The sequence below is a fragment of the Mesorhizobium marinum genome (assembly GCF_040813675.1).
GTDB lineage: Bacteria > Pseudomonadota > Alphaproteobacteria > Rhizobiales > Rhizobiaceae > Mesorhizobium_K > Mesorhizobium_K marinum.
In genome coordinates, this window is record NZ_JBFOCI010000001.1 from 82,729 (window position 1) to 97,695 (window position 14,967).

Consider the following 14,967-nt stretch of genomic DNA (forward strand, 5'->3'; position numbering starts at 1 on the left):
CCTGCCTGGCGGGCACCGCCTAGCAAGTCAGTTCGAGCTTGGTGGCGAAAATCTTGCTGAGGTCGGTGCCTGCGGGGTCGTTGAAGAAGGCATCGGTCAGCGACGCCTGGTTCTGAGCGATCGCTTCGTCCGGGTCGGGCCGGACCACCTTGCGGGCGCAGCTCGCCGGCAGGCCCTGCACGGCCATGTTCTCGTCCTCGGTGAAGTCGATCGCCGTGTAGAAGGTCGGGTCGTAGATGCCGAAGTCGACCGTGCCCTTCAGCGCAAGCGGCGCCTTCGGCTCGGATTCGAACATGATGATGAGCTGGTCGTTTTCGTAGTTCGCCATCAGTTGCGGCGGAGGCGTCATAGCCACGTCCTTGCCGTCAACCGTCACCAGCTGGAAATAGTTGAAGTCGGCCAGCGAGGCGTAGACCGTCTGCGAAATCTCCTGCAACTCGGCGTCGTCGAGCCTCAGGTCGCCGTTCATGTCGAACTCGACCAGGACCGTCGAGGAGAACAGGTCGTCGAACCGCCACAGATGCCGCAGCGACTTCACCGTGCTGTCGGGATTGACGAGGACGTCCAGTCTCGCTTCGGCGAAGACGTGCGGGTGAACGCTGGCCGGCGCAGTCGACGCAAGCAGCGCGGTCAGGGCCAGAAGCCACGCCCTCGGAAATGCGCCACGGGCCGTCGTTTCGGTCGCCATCGGATTTCTGTGCTGCTCGCTGTCGCCGGAGGATCGCGACAGGGTCACCATAAACCCGGCGAAATTGGGACCGGACGGTCCGTGTTCGTGTCTCGTTGCAACGTCGTTCCTCACGCTTCGGCCGCCTTGAACCAATGCACCAGATAGTCGACGAGCGCGCGCACCTTGGCCGGCAGATAGCGCCGGTGCGGATAGACCGCGAAGATGCCGCCGCCCTTGGGCATGAACTGGTCCAGCATCGGCACCAGGCGCCCGGCCTTTATCTCCGGTTCGGCGATGAAATCGGGCAGCACGGCCCAGCCGAGCCCGGAGACGGCGGCGGCGCGCGCGGCCATCGGGCTGTTCACCTCGATACGGCCGGTCACGGACACCGTGAACATCTGACCCTGGTCGCCGACGAACGGCCAGTTGGAGAGCCAGCGGCCGTTGGTGTCGATCACGCAGGGCTTGTCGGACAGATCCTGCGGCCGCTCGGGCGCGCCGTATTTCGCGATCACGTCGGGCGAGGCGCAGAGCTTGATCGCAAACGGCGAGAGACGCCGCGCGATCAACGAGGAATTCTCCAGCCGCGTGATGCGCACGGCGAGGTCGAAGCCCTCCTCGACGAGGTCGACGAAGCGGTCGTCGAGCTGGACTTCGAGCACGATCTCCGGATGCGCCACGGCGAAATCGATCAGCGACTGGCCGATCGGCGCGTCGGCGAAGGTGCGGGGCGCCGAGAGCTTGATGCGACCGCGCACGTCGCCCGAGGATTCTCGCACGGTGTCGGCGAGGCTGTCGACGTCGCGCACGATTTCGGACGCCCGCCGGTAGTAGGTGTGGCCGGCCTCCGTCAGCGAGAACTGCCGGGTGGTGCGGTTGAGCAGCAGGGCGCCGAGCTCGTCCTCGAGCTCGCGCACATATTTCGACAGCAGCGCCTTTGACCGGCCGATCTTGCGGGCCGCCGCGGAAAATCCCTCCGCTTCGACGACGTCGATGAATGCCCGCATGCGCGTCAGCGTGTCCATGCGGTCAGGCCTTTCCAGCCGCTTCAAGGACCGTCCGGCCAAGCCGGATGAGCGCCATGTCGCTGCCTGCGGGCCCGAGCAGGGAAAGGCCGAATGGCGCGCCGTCGACAGAACCCAGCGGCAGGCTGATCTGCGGGAAGCCGGACAGGCCGGACCAGCAAAGCAGGCGGATCGCGCGCTCGCGGAAGGCGCCGAACTGCTCCGGCGTGCTGTCGGCGCGCGGCGCGGCGCATGGGACGGTCGGCAGCACGAGGACGCCGTCGTCGCCGAGCAGGTCGCCGAAGGCGTCGCGGAACGCATCGCGCCGGCGCGTCTCTTGATGCACCTCGTCGGCCGTCACAGTCCGGCCGAAGGCGAAGCGGTCGTAGATGGCCTGCCCGACGCGGCGCCCCTTCATCTCGAGCCACTCGCCGCGCGCCGTCCATGCCTCATGCGCCTGCAGCTTGCGCGTCGCCCAGTAAAGTTCGTCGATGCCGAACGGTGGCGCCTTTGCCGCATGCACCGGCCCTAGCGTATTTTCCACCACCCGGCGCATGCGGCCATAGGCCGTCGCCTCCGCCGGTCCCGCCACCAGTTCGTCGAGCGCAGGCAGCGATATCAGCCTGCGCCTGGCCGGCCCCGCCTTTTCTTCGCCGAGCATCACCGCGCCGACCTGCTCGTACATCCGGGCGTCCCGGGCGAACCAGCCGAACGTATCGAACGACGGCGCCAGCGCCATGGTCCCCTCGAGCGAGATCAGCCCGTGCGTGGTGCGCAGTCCGATCAGCCCGCAGAAGCTTGCGGGCGCGCGCACCGAACCGCCGGTGTCGGAACCCGTACCGATGTCGACCAGTCCGCCGGCGACGGCGGCAGCCGATCCCGACGACGAGCCGCCCGTCACGCGGTCGGGTGCCGCAGGGTTCACCGGATGCGGAAAATGCACGTTCTGGCCGATCATCGAGAAGGCCAGTTCCTCCGTCTGCGTCTTGCCGATGAAACGTGCCCCCGCGTCGAGCAGCGCCTGCACCGCCGGTGCTGTCGCCGTGGCGACGAGCCCTTCCTCGAACTTGTCTGGGTTGCCCCAGCCGCTGACGTAGCCCTTCACGTCGAAAATGTCCTTGACGCCGAGGGTCAGCCCGGCGAGCGGCCCATCCGTCTGGCCCTCCACCGGCGTCTCCGGATAGTCGAGGAAGGCATTCAGCCGGTCACGCGTCTTCAGAGGGGTCATCGTTCAACATCCCTATACAATGGGAAGAGGATCGTTCGACGGAAGGCATTTTGCAAGCCGCCTGGAGCGTTCCGACTGTGCGAAGAGAGGCGGGCCGGCTCGACTGATTCAAGTGCCGGGCGTCGCCCTGGGGAGTGTTGAAAAGCCGGCGACCAACCGCGCGACGTCGCCCGGTGCGAAGGGCTTTTCGAGGAAGGGGCGGCCACATTCGGCGAGGAAGAGACCGGCCGCCGGGCCGAGCGAATCGCCCGTGATGAAAAGGACGCGGCCTGCCAGCGCAGGATGATGCGCCTTGATCCACTGGAACAGCGCGGCGCCGTCGACGTCGGGCATCCTGAGGTCGCAGATGACTGCGTCGTATGCGCCCCCCGTTGCCGAAAGCAGCGCCTGCGCCTCGGCGCCGCTGCCGGCCAGGTCGCTGCGGTAGCCGTGGCGGGAGAGCGCCTCGGAGACGAGCTTCGCAATATCCGGCTCGTCGTCGACGACGCGCGCCCGCAGACCCGTCGCGGGCTGGATGTCGGGCGCGGGGTCGCCCGCTTCCTGCTCGACCTGCCCGCCGTTGCGGGTCGCCACCGGCAGCACCAGTTCGAACGCGGCGCCGCCGAGCAAAGAAGGTACGAGCCCGAGTTGACCGCCCTGCGACTGCGCCAGGCCGCGTGAGATCGAAAGCCCGATGCCGGTGCCGACCCCCATCGGCTTGGTGGTGAAGAACGGGTCGAAGATCTGCGCCCTCAGCGCGTCGGGGATTCCCGGTCCGCTGTCGTCCACGACGATCCGGGCGTGGCCGTCGTCGCCGACGAATGTCCGGATCTCGATCGCACGGCTGCCTTCGGTCTCCTGAAGCGCCTGGTTGGCGTTGACGATCAGGTTGACGACGATCTGCTGCAACTGGTCGGGATCGACGAAGACCTCCGGCATCTGGCCGTCATAGTCGCGGTAGACAGCGACGCCGTTGCTCCTGAGGCCGTAGCTCAGCAGTTCGACGGCGCCGTCGAGAAGGGCCGGCGCCTGCACGGCCCGCTTTTCCGCCTTGTGCTGCCTTGCGATCGCCATGAACGAGCGAACCACGCGCGCGCATCGCTCCGCGGCGATCCGGATCTGCGTCGCGCGCGCACCGGTTGCGCTGGCTGCGGCGATGCCGGCGAGTTCTTCCTCGAGCATCGTCGCCTGCCCGAGGACGACGGACAGCGGGTTGTTCAGCTCATGCGCCACGCCGGCAAGCAGCGAGCCGATCGCCGCGAGCTTCTCGGTCTGATGCAGCGCATCGCGCTGGCGCTGGATTTCCGTTTCGGCGGCTTTCGCCGCCGACAGGTCGCGAAGGTTGGCTGTGAAGTATCGCCGGTCGGGGAGCTTGACCTCGGTGATCGCCAGCTCGACCGGGATCGTCGCACCGTCCTTGCGCCGCGCCTCCATCTCGACCCGACGACCCAGTACATGCGGGACGCCGGTCGCGCGATAGCGGGCGAGGCCCGCTTCATGCGCCGCCTTGTGGCGGTCGGGCACGATCAGCTCACCGATCGAGCGGCCGAGCGCTTCGCTTTTCGAATAGCCGAAACAGGCTTCCGCGGACGCGTTCATCGTAACCACGCGTCCGTCCTCGTCGACGACGATCACCGCGTCGAGGGCGGAATCGACGACAGCGGCATAGACCAGGGCATCCCGCTCGAGATCGGCGAGACGCGGATCAGCCTCCGACGTGCTTGCAGACTTTTCCCCGGCGTCCCCCAACGCCGGACCTCAACCCGGAGGAACGTAGACGTAGCCGACGCTGCGCACCGTCCGGATGATCTGCGGCCTTGTCGGGTTGACCTCGATCCGCTTGCGAATGCGCGTCACCCGGATGTCGATGGCGCGGTCGCAGCAGGATGCGCCATGCGCGGCTGCGTCGCCGAGCAGCCGGTCGCGCGTCAGAACCGTGTTGGGATGCCGCGCGAAAGTCGAGAGCAGTTCGAACTCGGTCGCCGTGATCGCCATCGGCGATCCCTGGCGATCGACCAGGCAGCGGGCGTCCAGATCGAGGAACGCTTCGCCGAAACAGGCGACCGCACCCGGCCGCGCCTTCTGCGGGACCGCATCCTGCCGCTCGGCCGGCTGCGTCTCCTTCATGAGCCTGGCGCGGCGCAGCACGGCCCGTACTCGCGCACCGAGTTCGCGGGGGTCGAACGGCTTTGTCACATAGTCGTCGGCGCCGACTTCGAGCCCGACCACCCTGTCGATAGTATCCGCCAGGGCGGTGAGCATGATGATCGGAAGCTGGCGCGTCGCCCGCAGCCGCCGCGCGATCGAGATGCCATCCTCTCCCGGCATGTTGACGTCGAGCACCACGAGGTCCGGCGCGCCGGTATCCAGTGCGTCGTCGAGGTCTGCCGCGCTCGCGCAGCACACGACCTCGAAGCCGTCCCGCCTCAAGGCGTCAGCCAGCATGGACAGCACGTCGGGCTCGTCGTCGACGATTGCGATGGAAGCATTCTGAAGCACCGGCAAACCTCCTTGCGCGTTCGCTTCATGAGTGCGTGAAACCCCCGATCGGTTCACGTCGCCTTCTGATTTCGCTGCTTATGCAAAAAGAGAGTTGCCCATGCAACTTTGCCGGATTATGTATTTCACGGAATTCGATTTTTGTCAATTAGGTGAGGCATGCCTCGCGAATACACCATGCGCAAGCGCGCCGACGCGTCGCGACAGACCCGCGAGCGGATCGTGCAGGCCACCATGCAACTGCACGACGAGAAGGGCGTGGCGCCGACAACCTTTGCCGACATTGCGCGGCGCGCGGGCATCGGCCAGGCCACGCTGCACAGGCATTTTCCAACATTCGGCGACCTGGTGCAGACCTGCGGCCAGCACGCCTGGCAGGAGATGCGGCCGCTCGTGCCAGACGTGGCCGGCGCGGTCTTCGAGGGGCTGGCCGGCGAGGCCGAGCGGCTTGAGAGGCTGTTCGACGAGGTCGATGCGTTCTACCTGCGCGGCGCCCACCGGCTTGCCCTGGCCGCTCGCGACCGCGAGCTGGTGCCGGAACTCCACCAGTTCCTGAGCGCGGTCGAGGCTGGCGTGCAGGCCCATGTCGCGGAAGCCCTTGCACCGTCGGCTCCTCCCGGCGTGGTCGCCGATGCGGCAACTGCGCTGTTCAGCTTTCCTGTCTGGCAACGGCTGCGCCAGCTCGACCTGCCGGACGCCGGCTTCAAGGCATTCATGCTGCGGCTGGTGCAGTGCGCGATGAAGGCGGCCCGACAGCCCGGCGCGACGCAGTCCGCCGGCTGAGGGGCGGGCGGGTCTCGTCGCGCCCGCCCCCGACCGGCGTCAAGCGGCGAATCGCTCTGTCAGCTCGGCCAATTCGACATGGCCCCTGCAGGCGCCGCTCCCCTGTTGCATGTCGCCACTCTCCAGGGCCGACGCGTAGATGACCGCGGCGTCGGCTTCGAGGCGGTTTCGGAGTGCGGCAAGCTTCGGCCAGCGCGCCTTCTCGGCCACTCGGTGGAAGTCCAGCCAGCGGGCGACGCCGATCAGCACGCCGTCGGCAAGGCTCGGGCGGTCGGCGATGAGGAATTGCGTTTCGCCGATCATCTCCTCCAGCCGGTCGTGGCGCTCGATCACGCCCTGGCCGCCCCATTCCCGGAGGGCGGCCTGCATCGCGGGCTTTGGCGGCTCCATCTCCATGGCTGCCCAAAGCGGGCCGAATGCGCCCGTGAAGCCGGTGTTGATGAACGCCATCAGCTGGTGCATCCGGTCGGCATCGCGCGTCGCGGGCGCGAAGCTGACGCGACGCTCCGTGTCCCGCGCTTCCAGCCATGCCGCGATTGCCATCGTTTCGGTCAGCACGTCGCCCCGGTCGGTGATGAGGGCGGGCGTCTCGACCCTCGAATTGATCCGCCTGTAGGCGGGCAGGCGCATCTCGCCGAGCATGTCGACGCGGCACAGCCTGTAGGGCTGTCCCAGCCATTCGAGGGCTGCCACCAGCCCCATCGAACTTCCGGCTGGATGCCCATATAGAAGGATAGGCTCCATTTTTATTCTCCGTGATTTTTGATGATCACGCTGCGCAGCGGAGCCGGACCATAGCGGGTTGCCGCGCGGGGTAAATTACGCACCTTTTCGTAACCAGGAGCCGCCGATGAAAGACCTCGTTTCCCGATGCCCGATCGAAGAGGTGATGCAGGTGCTGGGCGGTCGCTGGCCGACGCTCCTGATCTACTACCTGCAGGAGGGCACCAAGCGGTTTGCCGATCTTCGCCGCGACAATCCGACGATCTCGCACAAGATGCTGACGGTGGAACTGCGCAAGCTGGAAGAGGCCGGGATCGTCCGGCGCACCGAATTCGTGGGCTATCCGCTGCGCGTCGAGTACGAACTGACCCCGGCCGGAGAACGGCTGACGCCCCTCATCGAGGCGCTGGCCGACTGGTGGGAAGCCACCTCGGCCGGAGACCAGGGGCCCGTGGCTCTGCAGCCGGTCGCGGCCGGGGTCTGAGCCCCGGCAGCGACGGCTGAACATGCATTTTTCCGATTGATTGTGACAGCGCGAATCTCTATATCGCGCTTGCCCAAAGTCGCACGTGCCTGTGGGCGTCCCCCGACCCTCGAAATGGCGAGGAAATCGGGACGGTACCCGGGGAGTAACGAACCCGGTCGGATAAGCGGCCAACCGCATATCCGAGGACGCCTTGAAGCAACGACGGTGCGGGCCTTTCTGGTGTCACCCGGTTGTCCAAAAGCCGGGGTTACTGAAGAGGCACACCCTCATTGCCGGCAGTGCGGAACGGGTCTCCCAATCCAAGCCAAGGCAGACAAAGCGGATCGTGGCCGGGCTGGCCAAGGTCCATCGCCGCGAGACGGTTTTCATGGTTCCGGGGTCTCCACCGGCTGGTTCCATGCACATCTGTCCCGCCTTTGTTTGACCGCATGTCGCGTGGCCCGAGCGCCCGCGCGCATGAGCATGCTTGCGCGCCTCAAAACGCGCCTGGAGAGACCCGATGGCCACGCAGCGCATCCTCGACTTCCTCGCCACCCGACGTCCGAACGGGCCTTGCCTCGTCGTCGATCTCGACGTGGTGCGCGACAACTACAGCGCCTTCGAGAAGGCGCTTCCCGATTCCCGAATCTATTACGCGGTGAAAGCGAATCCTGCGCCCGAGATCCTGCGCCTGCTCGCTTCGATGGGCTCGTCCTTCGACACCGCGTCCGTTGCCGAAGTCGAGATGGCGCTTGATGCGGGGGCAACCGCGGACCGTATCTCCTTCGGCAACACCATCAAGAAGGAGCGCGACATCCAGCGCGCCTTCCAGCTCGGCATCCGCCTGTTCGCAGTCGACTGCGTCGAGGAGGTCGAGAAGGTCGCGCGGGCCGCTCCGGGCGCCCAGGTGTTCTGCCGCGTGCTGACCGACGGCGAAGGCGCCGAGTGGCCGCTGTCGCGCAAGTTCGGCTGCGTGCCCGCGATGGCGGTCGACGTGCTGCGCCATGCCCGTTCGCTCGGCCTCGACGCCTACGGCGTGTCCTTCCATGTCGGCTCGCAGCAGTGCGACCTGACCGCGTGGGACCGTGCGCTCGGCGACGCCAAGCGCGTCTTCGCGGCGCTGGCCGACGAGGGCATCGTGCTCCGGATGGTCAACATGGGCGGCGGCTTCCCGACCCGCTACCTGAAGGACGTCCCGGTGGCGCAGGCCTACGGCCAGGCGATCTTCGGCGCGCTGCGCAAGCATTTCGGCAACCAGCTCCCGGAGACCATCATCGAGCCCGGCCGCGGCATGGTCGGCAACGCCGGCGTCATCAAGTCGGAAGTCGTTCTGATCTCGAAGAAGGCCGACAACGACAATGTGCGCTGGGTCTACCTCGACATCGGCAAGTTCGGCGGCCTGGCCGAGACGATGGACGAGGCGATCCGCTACCCGATCGTCACCCCGCGCGACGGCGGGCAGGTTGCGCCGTGCGTGCTCGCCGGCCCGACCTGCGATTCCGCTGACGTGATGTACGAGAAGACGCCCTATCCGCTGCCGCTCTCGCTGACCATCGGCGACGAGGTTCTGATCGAAGGAACGGGCGCATACACGACGACCTATTCGGCGGTTGCGTTCAACGGCTTCGAGCCGCTCCGATCCTACGTGATCTGAGGGGCCTTGCCCCTCGCGTCACGCGAAGACCGGCGAGCCGTCGCCGGTCTTCGTTCCTTTCGAACATCCGTTGGTCCGAAGGATCGGGAATATGGAAGCTCTTGAAATCGCGCGGAAAAAAGCCGTCGTTTTCGACATCGCAGGTGAGGTCGGTTCTGGCGCTTCGGCCGAGCGCGAGGCGCTGCTCGACCGCGCCATGGGCCGGAACTGGAAGCGTAAGTCGTCGCAGAAGCTGCGCCGGGGGCGCCGCCCGTCCGAGGGCCTGGCCTTCGTCGCGCGGACCGAGGACGGCGTGCTTGCCGGCACCGTTCGTCTCTGGGACGTCGCCACCGGCGACGGCCGCACGGCGCTGCTGCTCGGGCCGCTTGCCGTCGAGCCATCGCTCGGCAATGCCGGCATCGGCAGAGCGCTGATGGCGCACGCTATTTCCGAGGCGAGGCGTCTCGGTCACAAGGCGATCATACTGGTCGGCGACGCCGCCTACTACGGCCGTTTCGGCTTCTCGGCGGAGAAGACCGGGCGCCTCGCGATGCCCGGCCCCTATGAGCGCCACCGGCTGCTCGCCCTCGAACTCGCGCCCGGCGCTCTCGACGGCGCCGTCGGCGTGCTGAAGCCGACCGGCCGCAGGGCGAAGCCGACACGGGTCGTCGCGGCAGCCTAAGTGGCTGCCTCGCGGCGGCCCTCGGCGCTCAGCCGATCAGCTGGCTGAGCGCCATGGCGACGGACATGTCGCCTTCGACCTTCAGCTTGCCGGTCATGAACGCCGTGGTCGGGCTGAGGTCGCCGGCGATCATGTCTTCCAGATCGCCGAGCGAAAGCTTGATCGTGCAGTCCGTTTCCTGGTCCGCCGTCGAGATGGTCGCGCCATCAATGACGATGACGCCGTCCGCACCGGTGTCGAATTTCACCGAGCGCTCGAAGCCGGCGCTTTCCACCCTTGCCTTGATCTGATCCGCAATCTGCTGCACGCCCATGGCGATCTCCTGACTTTCTTCTGTCGCGGCCGCGAAGCGGGCCGCACCCGGAAGGCAGGATAGACTGAAAGCCGCCGACCTCAAGCCATGGCGGCCTTACGATAGGAGACGCGCGGGGCATTGCCAGGTTCCAATGCGCGTCATTGCGCGGATGCTCAGTGCTCCTTGAAGCCCTTGGCCATCTCACGCGCCGTCTGTCCCGCCTGCAGCCGGCGGCGGATCGTGTTGTCGCGGATCTCTTCCTTTGACAGGAAGTCGACCTGTTCGACGAGGACTTCGTGGATCAGTTCGTCGCCGACCTTCTCGTTGATCTTGTCGCGGACGCCAGCGCGGAAGACGTCGAGGTCGAGCGTCTCGCGGTCGGAAAAATCGAGGTCGGGGTTGCCGTATACATAGGAATAGACCTGGTCGACGATGAGCGCTTCGGGCGGAACCGAGAGCTTTGCCAGCTTCTGCGATTCAATCGCATAGACCAGCCGGGCGAGAAAATAGCCGTCGATGCGCCCATCCCGCACCACGGGCACCGACACGATATCCGTCTTGATCGAATCGAGGCCGCCCATCAGCGGCAGCGGCGCGGGCGCGTCGAGCTTTGCCTCGGCGTTCTGGAACGAATAGAAGACCGCGCCGATGGCGACGGCGCAGAGCCAGATCGCGGCGGCGACGAACTTGATCACCGGCCGTAACCGAACTCGCCGGCCGAGTAGGTGCCGTCGTTCTCCGCATGCTGCATGACGTTCTGCATCAGCGTGGCGACCTCGTTGACCGCAGCATGATGCGCCCGGATCGCCGCTTCGTTGTCGGCGAGCTTTTCGCGCAGCCGGATCAGGCCGTTGCGGTGTTCCGCGGGCACCGTGCCTTCGCGCGCGCCTTTCAGCGCGCGGGTCAGTTCGTAGAGGTAGCGGCTTTTCCTGGCATTCGACGCCCGGATGTCGAACTGCACGTCGGTGCGGATGGAGTCGGTTTCCTCGATGATCGCTTCTTCGATGCGACCGATCAGGGCACCCAGATTGATCGCCGGCACGACCTGCTCGGGCGCGGCGCGAACGGCAAGGCTGAGATTCTGGCTGCTTGGACCGTAGAGGGACATAGAACTATCCGCGCTTGCTGGTGGACTGGACTGGGATTTCGCCTGACGGCTGCGGTTTGTCGGCGATCAGCGCGGACAGTGCGCGCTGCATGCCATCGAGCACGCCGGGCGCGACAGGGTGCCGGCTACTTTCTCCTGGACCGGCCGTCGCCGGTGTATCGGGCATCGCGTCGGTCGGCTTGGCGGCGGTGGCGTAGTGCGCGCCGAGCACCCGGTCGGCGATGCCGATGCCGCCGCGCTCGGCGATCGCGTCCGCCATCTTGCCGGCCAGAAGCGATTTCCACATATCGCCGGCGAGGCCATTGCCGTAAACGGCCGCGCCGTCCTCGGGCAGCATGTTCTGGATAAAGGTCTGCAGGACCATCGCCTCGAAGCGCTTGAAGCTCTCCGGCGACGCGGCGCTGGCGGGCTTGCCGGCCGCCTCCGTTTCGGCGACCTCGAATGCTGCGCCGCCTGCGTCGCGTGCCGCATTCGGGCGTGCGGCGGTGAGTTCCGGCAAGGCCGGCTGGCGTGTCAGCTGCACTCCTATCTGGCTGGGCGGGGCGATGGGCACATTGCCGTTCCGGTTACATCTTCGCCCGCATCATTGCGCGACAAGCTTGTGGCAGCCTTACTTGGCGCCCGGCTTCATCGGGCGATGGCCGATGATTTCCAGCCGCTCGCGGTCGCCGCGCTGTCGCTCGTCGGCGCCACGCGCCTCGCGCCAGTTGCGCTCCACCATGTTGGTGCGCGCATTCGCCGCCGCGACATTGGCCGCTTCCCTGCCGGCAGACTGCAGGTTGGCGTCCTCGCGGGCCAGCGCGGAGGCGATCCGCCTCTGGTAGACTTCGGGGAACAGGCCGGACATCGAATCGTCTGCGTTGAAGCGGTCGGCGATCTCTGCCGCCTCCTGCTTCGCGGCGATGGCACCCGCGACGAAGCCGGCGTGGCGCAGCTCGTGCATCGCCTTGAGTTGCTCCTGAAGCACGAGCAGCTTCTTCAGCCGTTGAACCCTGGCGTCCAAGCCTACCTCCCGATCGTGATGTCGATGAAGCCGTCGGCGAACAGGCTGAGCAGGGTGGCGACGCCAAAGTAGAAGATGACGAGACCGGCAGCGATGACGAACGGCAGCGAGATGAAGTAGACCGGGATCTGCGGAACGAGCTTGTTGACGAAGCCGATGGTCAGATTGACCAGCAGCGCATAGGCGACGAACGGGCTGCCGAGGCGGAGAACGACGAGGAAGGACTCCGAAAGCGTGTCCGTGACGTCGACCAGGGCCGATTGAGGGTTGAACAGCACGTCGAGCGGCGCGACCTTGTAGGATGCCACCAGCGCCCGGATGATCTCGTGGTGGAAGTCGAAGACGAAAAGCAGCAGCAGGGCCGAGAAGGAGATGATGGCCCCGAGCGCCGCCTGCGGTTCGCCGTCTTCGATGCCGGGACCACTCATGCCGCCATAGCCGATCAGCATCGCGATCGCCGCGCCGATGAACTGCAGGGCGAGCATGTAGAGCCGCGCGAGCAGGCCGATCAGTAGGCCGATCAGGAGTTCGGACGCGATTCTCGGGAGAAGGACGCCCGGCCGGCGGTCGGCGTAGGGATAGATCTGGTCCCACAGGAGCATCAGCAGGCCGGCCGTCGCGGCGAGCGCGACGAACAGGCGAACCTGCATCGGCACGCGGACGCTGGAGAGGCCCGGCATGACCAGGAAGCAGGCGCCTATGCGGCAGAAGGCGAGGAAGGCGGCGATGACCGCGCCTTCGACCGTCGCGGTCACGAAATGGTTCCGAGGATGCGCAACTCGACGCCCTTGGCGATCTCGACATGGCTGAGCACCGGCAAGGTCGGGAACAGCCGCTCCACGATCATGCGCACATAGGGCCGGGCGTCGGGCGCGGTGACCAGCACGAAGCGCTCACCGGCGTCGAGATGCGAGCGGATCGCCTTCGAGGCTTCCTGGCCGAATTCCTCGAGCTGGCGCGGGTCGATGTCGAACTCGCGCACCTCGCCCTTGGCGTCGCGCTTGAGCGACTGGTGGAAGGCGAGGTCCCAGCGGTTGCCGAGACGCAGCACCTTCAGGACGCCGCCTTCGGACAGGTCTCCGCAGATCTGCTGCGACATGCGGATGCGCACATGCTCGACGATCTGCTCGGTGCGGCGCACATGCGGCGCAATCTCGGCGATCGCCTCGATGATGAGATGCAGGTTGCGGATCGACACACGCTCCGCGAGCAGCAGCTTCAGCACCGCCTGGAGGCCGGGATAGGTGATGTGCGTGGTGCAGATCTCGTCGGCGAGCTTCTTGTATTCGGGATCCTGGCGTTCGAGCAGGGCCTTCATGTCCTTGTAGGACAGGAGCTGCGGCAGGTTGTTGCGGATCACCTCGGAAAGGTGGGTGAGCAGCACCGACATGTTGTCGGCGAAGGCGTACTGGTCGCGCTTCAGGTCTTCCGCGAACATCTCGGGCACCGACCAGGCGCGCATGCCGAAAGCGGGCTCGCGAACCTCCTCGCCGGGGATGTCGGGCGCGGGACGGTTGCCGAGCAGAACCATGATCTCGCCGACGCGCACGGCGTGCTCGGCGACCACGGTGCCGTGCACCTTGATCTGGTAGCTCTTTGAGGGAATGCCGAAATCGTCGGTGAGCTTCACCTCGGGAACGACGAAGCCGTACTGCGTGGCGAACTTCTTGCGCATCTTGGACATGCGGAAGGCGAGTTCCTGGTGCGCGACGATAAGCCGGGTGGAAAGCTGCTTGCCCATCAGGAGCTCGATCTCGGCGGTCGCGAGCGACGCCTTGACCGAGTTCTTTTCCTCGTCGGCCTTGTCGGCTGCTTCCTGTTCCTTGGCGGCGGCTGCCGCGGCGTTCCTGCGGTTCTGCTGGAGCGGGATCACGTAGGCCAGCCCGGCCATCAGCCCGCCCAACGCGACGAAGGGCAGCATCGGCAGCCCGGGCATCAACGCCAGCAGGAGAAGCAGCAACGCGGCGACGTAGAGCGCGCGCGGGTAGGCGCCGAGCTGGCCGAAGACGGCCTTGTCGGCGGAGCCGCGGGTGCCGCCCTTCGAGACGAGCAGGCCGGCGGCGAGCGAGACGATCAGCGCCGGGATCTGGGTTACCAGTCCGTCGCCGACCGACAGCTTGATGAACACGTCCGACGCCTTGCCGAGGTCCATGCCGTGCCGGAAATAGCCGATTGTGATGCCGCCGACGATATTGATCAGCGTGATGATCAGGCCTGCGATGGCGTCACCGCGGACGAATTTCGATGCGCCGTCCATAGATCCGAAGAAAGATGATTCTTCTTCAAGCTCGCGGCGGCGCAGCTGGGCCGTCTTGTCGTCTATGACGCCGGCGGACAGGTCGGCGTCGATCGACATCTGCTTGCCGGGGATGGCGTCGAGGGTGAAGCGCGCGCCGACTTCTGCGATGCGTGTCGCACCCTTGGTGATGACGATGAAGTTCACGATGATCAGGATCGTGAAGACGATGAGGCCGATCACGAAGTCGCCCGACATCACCAGGTTCGAAAAGCCCGAGATGACATAGCCGGCCGCGTGGGTGCCGTCGTTGCCGTTCGACAGGATCATGCGGGTCGTCGCGATGTTGAGCGAGAGCCTCAGCATGGTCGCGATCAGCAGGATCGTCGGGAAAGACGAGAAGTCGAGCGGCCGGGCGATCCACAGCGAGACCATGAGGATCAGAACCGAGAGCGCGATCGAGAAGGCGAGGCCGACGTCGATCATGAAGGCGGGGATCGGCAGGAACAGCACCGCCAGGATGACGACGATGCCGAGCGCGAAGAAGATGTCGCGGCCGTTCCTGGCTATCGGGTCTTGAGCTGCCGTTTCGGCGATCGCCATGCGTCGGATTCCCATGCGGCCCGCGCAAGGCGCAGGCCGTGTGAGGATAGGAGAC

17 protein-coding genes are annotated in these 14,967 nt (G+C 66.4%); 4 read left to right on the forward strand and 13 right to left on the reverse strand.

The annotated features are described in order from the left end of the window. Positions 1-19: 19 nt before the first annotated feature. The 5 genes from ABUE31_RS00375 to ABUE31_RS00395 form a co-directional block, all read right to left on the reverse strand. Positions 20-688: a DUF1007 family protein gene (locus ABUE31_RS00375; RefSeq protein WP_367721490.1), complete on the reverse strand. Its 669-nt coding sequence runs from the start codon at positions 686-688 to the stop codon at positions 20-22. Between the two features lie 110 nt (positions 689-798). Next, on the reverse strand, positions 799-1,695 hold the full coding sequence (locus ABUE31_RS00380; RefSeq protein ID WP_367721491.1) for a LysR family transcriptional regulator: 897 nt from the start codon (positions 1,693-1,695) through the stop codon (positions 799-801). A 4-nt stretch (positions 1,696-1,699) separates the two neighbouring features. Next, complete coding sequence (locus ABUE31_RS00385) at positions 1,700-2,902, reverse strand: amidase (RefSeq protein ID WP_367721492.1); 1,203 nt, start codon at positions 2,900-2,902, stop codon at positions 1,700-1,702. Between the two features lie 108 nt (positions 2,903-3,010). Then, positions 3,011-4,630 (reverse strand): hybrid sensor histidine kinase/response regulator, encoded by a 1,620-nt coding sequence (locus tag ABUE31_RS00390; RefSeq protein WP_367721493.1) that lies wholly within the window; start codon positions 4,628-4,630, stop codon positions 3,011-3,013. Positions 4,631-4,639: 9 nt separating this feature from the next. Continuing rightward, on the reverse strand, positions 4,640-5,380 hold the full coding sequence (locus tag ABUE31_RS00395) for a response regulator (protein ID WP_367721494.1): 741 nt from the start codon (positions 5,378-5,380) through the stop codon (positions 4,640-4,642). 159 nt (positions 5,381-5,539) lie between these two features. Between ABUE31_RS00395 and ABUE31_RS00400 the strand changes: the two genes are divergently transcribed. After that, entirely contained in the window at positions 5,540-6,163 is a 624-nt protein-coding gene (locus ABUE31_RS00400) for a TetR/AcrR family transcriptional regulator (protein WP_367721495.1), read from the forward strand. A gap of 39 nt (positions 6,164-6,202) precedes the next feature. On the opposite strand, the gene ABUE31_RS00405 is transcribed toward ABUE31_RS00400, so the two are convergent. Next, entirely contained in the window at positions 6,203-6,907 is a 705-nt protein-coding gene (locus tag ABUE31_RS00405; RefSeq protein WP_367721496.1) for a glutathione S-transferase family protein, read from the reverse strand. A 106-nt stretch (positions 6,908-7,013) separates the two neighbouring features. Here ABUE31_RS00405 and ABUE31_RS00410 point away from each other — a divergent pair, with 106 nt between their 5' ends. From ABUE31_RS00410 to ABUE31_RS00420, 3 genes are all read left to right on the forward strand, one after another. Then, on the forward strand, positions 7,014-7,370 hold the full coding sequence (locus ABUE31_RS00410; protein WP_367721497.1) for a winged helix-turn-helix transcriptional regulator: 357 nt from the start codon (positions 7,014-7,016) through the stop codon (positions 7,368-7,370). Positions 7,371-7,872: 502 nt separating this feature from the next. Next, positions 7,873-9,006, forward strand: coding sequence for an ornithine/lysine decarboxylase (odc2, locus tag ABUE31_RS00415; RefSeq protein WP_367721498.1), 1,134 nt, complete (start codon positions 7,873-7,875; stop codon positions 9,004-9,006). A 91-nt stretch (positions 9,007-9,097) separates the two neighbouring features. Continuing rightward, complete coding sequence (locus ABUE31_RS00420) at positions 9,098-9,667, forward strand: GNAT family N-acetyltransferase (RefSeq protein ID WP_367721499.1); 570 nt, start codon at positions 9,098-9,100, stop codon at positions 9,665-9,667. A gap of 28 nt (positions 9,668-9,695) precedes the next feature. Here the strand turns inward: ABUE31_RS00420 and ABUE31_RS00425 are convergent, their stop codons facing one another. The 7 genes from ABUE31_RS00425 to flhA all read right to left on the reverse strand — a co-directional run bounded on the left by ABUE31_RS00425 (position 9,696) and on the right by flhA (position 14,912). Beyond that, complete coding sequence (locus ABUE31_RS00425) at positions 9,696-9,980, reverse strand: SCP2 sterol-binding domain-containing protein (RefSeq protein WP_367721500.1); 285 nt, start codon at positions 9,978-9,980, stop codon at positions 9,696-9,698. A gap of 155 nt (positions 9,981-10,135) precedes the next feature. Beyond that, complete coding sequence (locus ABUE31_RS00430) at positions 10,136-10,657, reverse strand: hypothetical protein (RefSeq protein WP_367721501.1); 522 nt, start codon at positions 10,655-10,657, stop codon at positions 10,136-10,138. Beyond that, on the reverse strand, positions 10,654-11,070 hold the full coding sequence (locus ABUE31_RS00435) for a hypothetical protein (protein ID WP_367721502.1): 417 nt from the start codon (positions 11,068-11,070) through the stop codon (positions 10,654-10,656). Before ABUE31_RS00435 ends, ABUE31_RS00430 begins: the two co-directional genes overlap by 4 nt. A 4-nt stretch (positions 11,071-11,074) precedes the next feature. After that, entirely contained in the window at positions 11,075-11,623 is a 549-nt protein-coding gene (locus ABUE31_RS00440) for a rod-binding protein (RefSeq protein ID WP_367721503.1), read from the reverse strand. Positions 11,624-11,680: 57 nt separating this feature from the next. Further along, complete coding sequence (locus ABUE31_RS00445) at positions 11,681-12,073, reverse strand: hypothetical protein (RefSeq protein ID WP_367721504.1); 393 nt, start codon at positions 12,071-12,073, stop codon at positions 11,681-11,683. A 2-nt stretch (positions 12,074-12,075) separates the two neighbouring features. Continuing rightward, complete coding sequence (gene fliR / locus ABUE31_RS00450) at positions 12,076-12,828, reverse strand: flagellar biosynthetic protein FliR (RefSeq protein WP_367721505.1); 753 nt, start codon at positions 12,826-12,828, stop codon at positions 12,076-12,078. Further along, positions 12,825-14,912: a flagellar biosynthesis protein FlhA gene (flhA, locus tag ABUE31_RS00455; RefSeq protein ID WP_367721506.1), complete on the reverse strand. Its 2,088-nt coding sequence runs from the start codon at positions 14,910-14,912 to the stop codon at positions 12,825-12,827. Before flhA ends, fliR begins: the two co-directional genes overlap by 4 nt. Positions 14,913-14,967: the final 55 nt, after the last annotated feature.

Bases quoted from the DNA above. Each gene is read 5' to 3' on its own strand.
- ABUE31_RS00375 (WP_367721490.1), bottom strand. From the start codon at position 688: ATGGCGACCGAAACGACGGCCCGTGGCGCATTTCCGAGGGCGTGGCTT.
- ABUE31_RS00380 (WP_367721491.1), bottom strand. From the start codon at position 1,695: ATGGACACGCTGACGCGCATGCGGGCATTCATCGACGTCGTCGAAGCG.
- ABUE31_RS00385 (WP_367721492.1), bottom strand. From the start codon at position 2,902: ATGACCCCTCTGAAGACGCGTGACCGGCTGAATGCCTTCCTCGACTAT.
- ABUE31_RS00400 (WP_367721495.1), top strand. From the start codon at position 5,540: ATGCCTCGCGAATACACCATGCGCAAGCGCGCCGACGCGTCGCGACAG.
- ABUE31_RS00405 (WP_367721496.1), bottom strand. From the start codon at position 6,907: ATGGAGCCTATCCTTCTATATGGGCATCCAGCCGGAAGTTCGATGGGG.
- ABUE31_RS00410 (WP_367721497.1), top strand. From the start codon at position 7,014: ATGAAAGACCTCGTTTCCCGATGCCCGATCGAAGAGGTGATGCAGGTG.
- odc2 (WP_367721498.1), top strand. From the start codon at position 7,873: ATGGCCACGCAGCGCATCCTCGACTTCCTCGCCACCCGACGTCCGAAC.
- ABUE31_RS00420 (WP_367721499.1), top strand. From the start codon at position 9,098: ATGGAAGCTCTTGAAATCGCGCGGAAAAAAGCCGTCGTTTTCGACATC.
- ABUE31_RS00425 (WP_367721500.1), bottom strand. From the start codon at position 9,980: ATGGGCGTGCAGCAGATTGCGGATCAGATCAAGGCAAGGGTGGAAAGC.
- ABUE31_RS00435 (WP_367721502.1), bottom strand. From the start codon at position 11,070: ATGTCCCTCTACGGTCCAAGCAGCCAGAATCTCAGCCTTGCCGTTCGC.
- flhA (WP_367721506.1), bottom strand. From the start codon at position 14,912: ATGGCGATCGCCGAAACGGCAGCTCAAGACCCGATAGCCAGGAACGGC.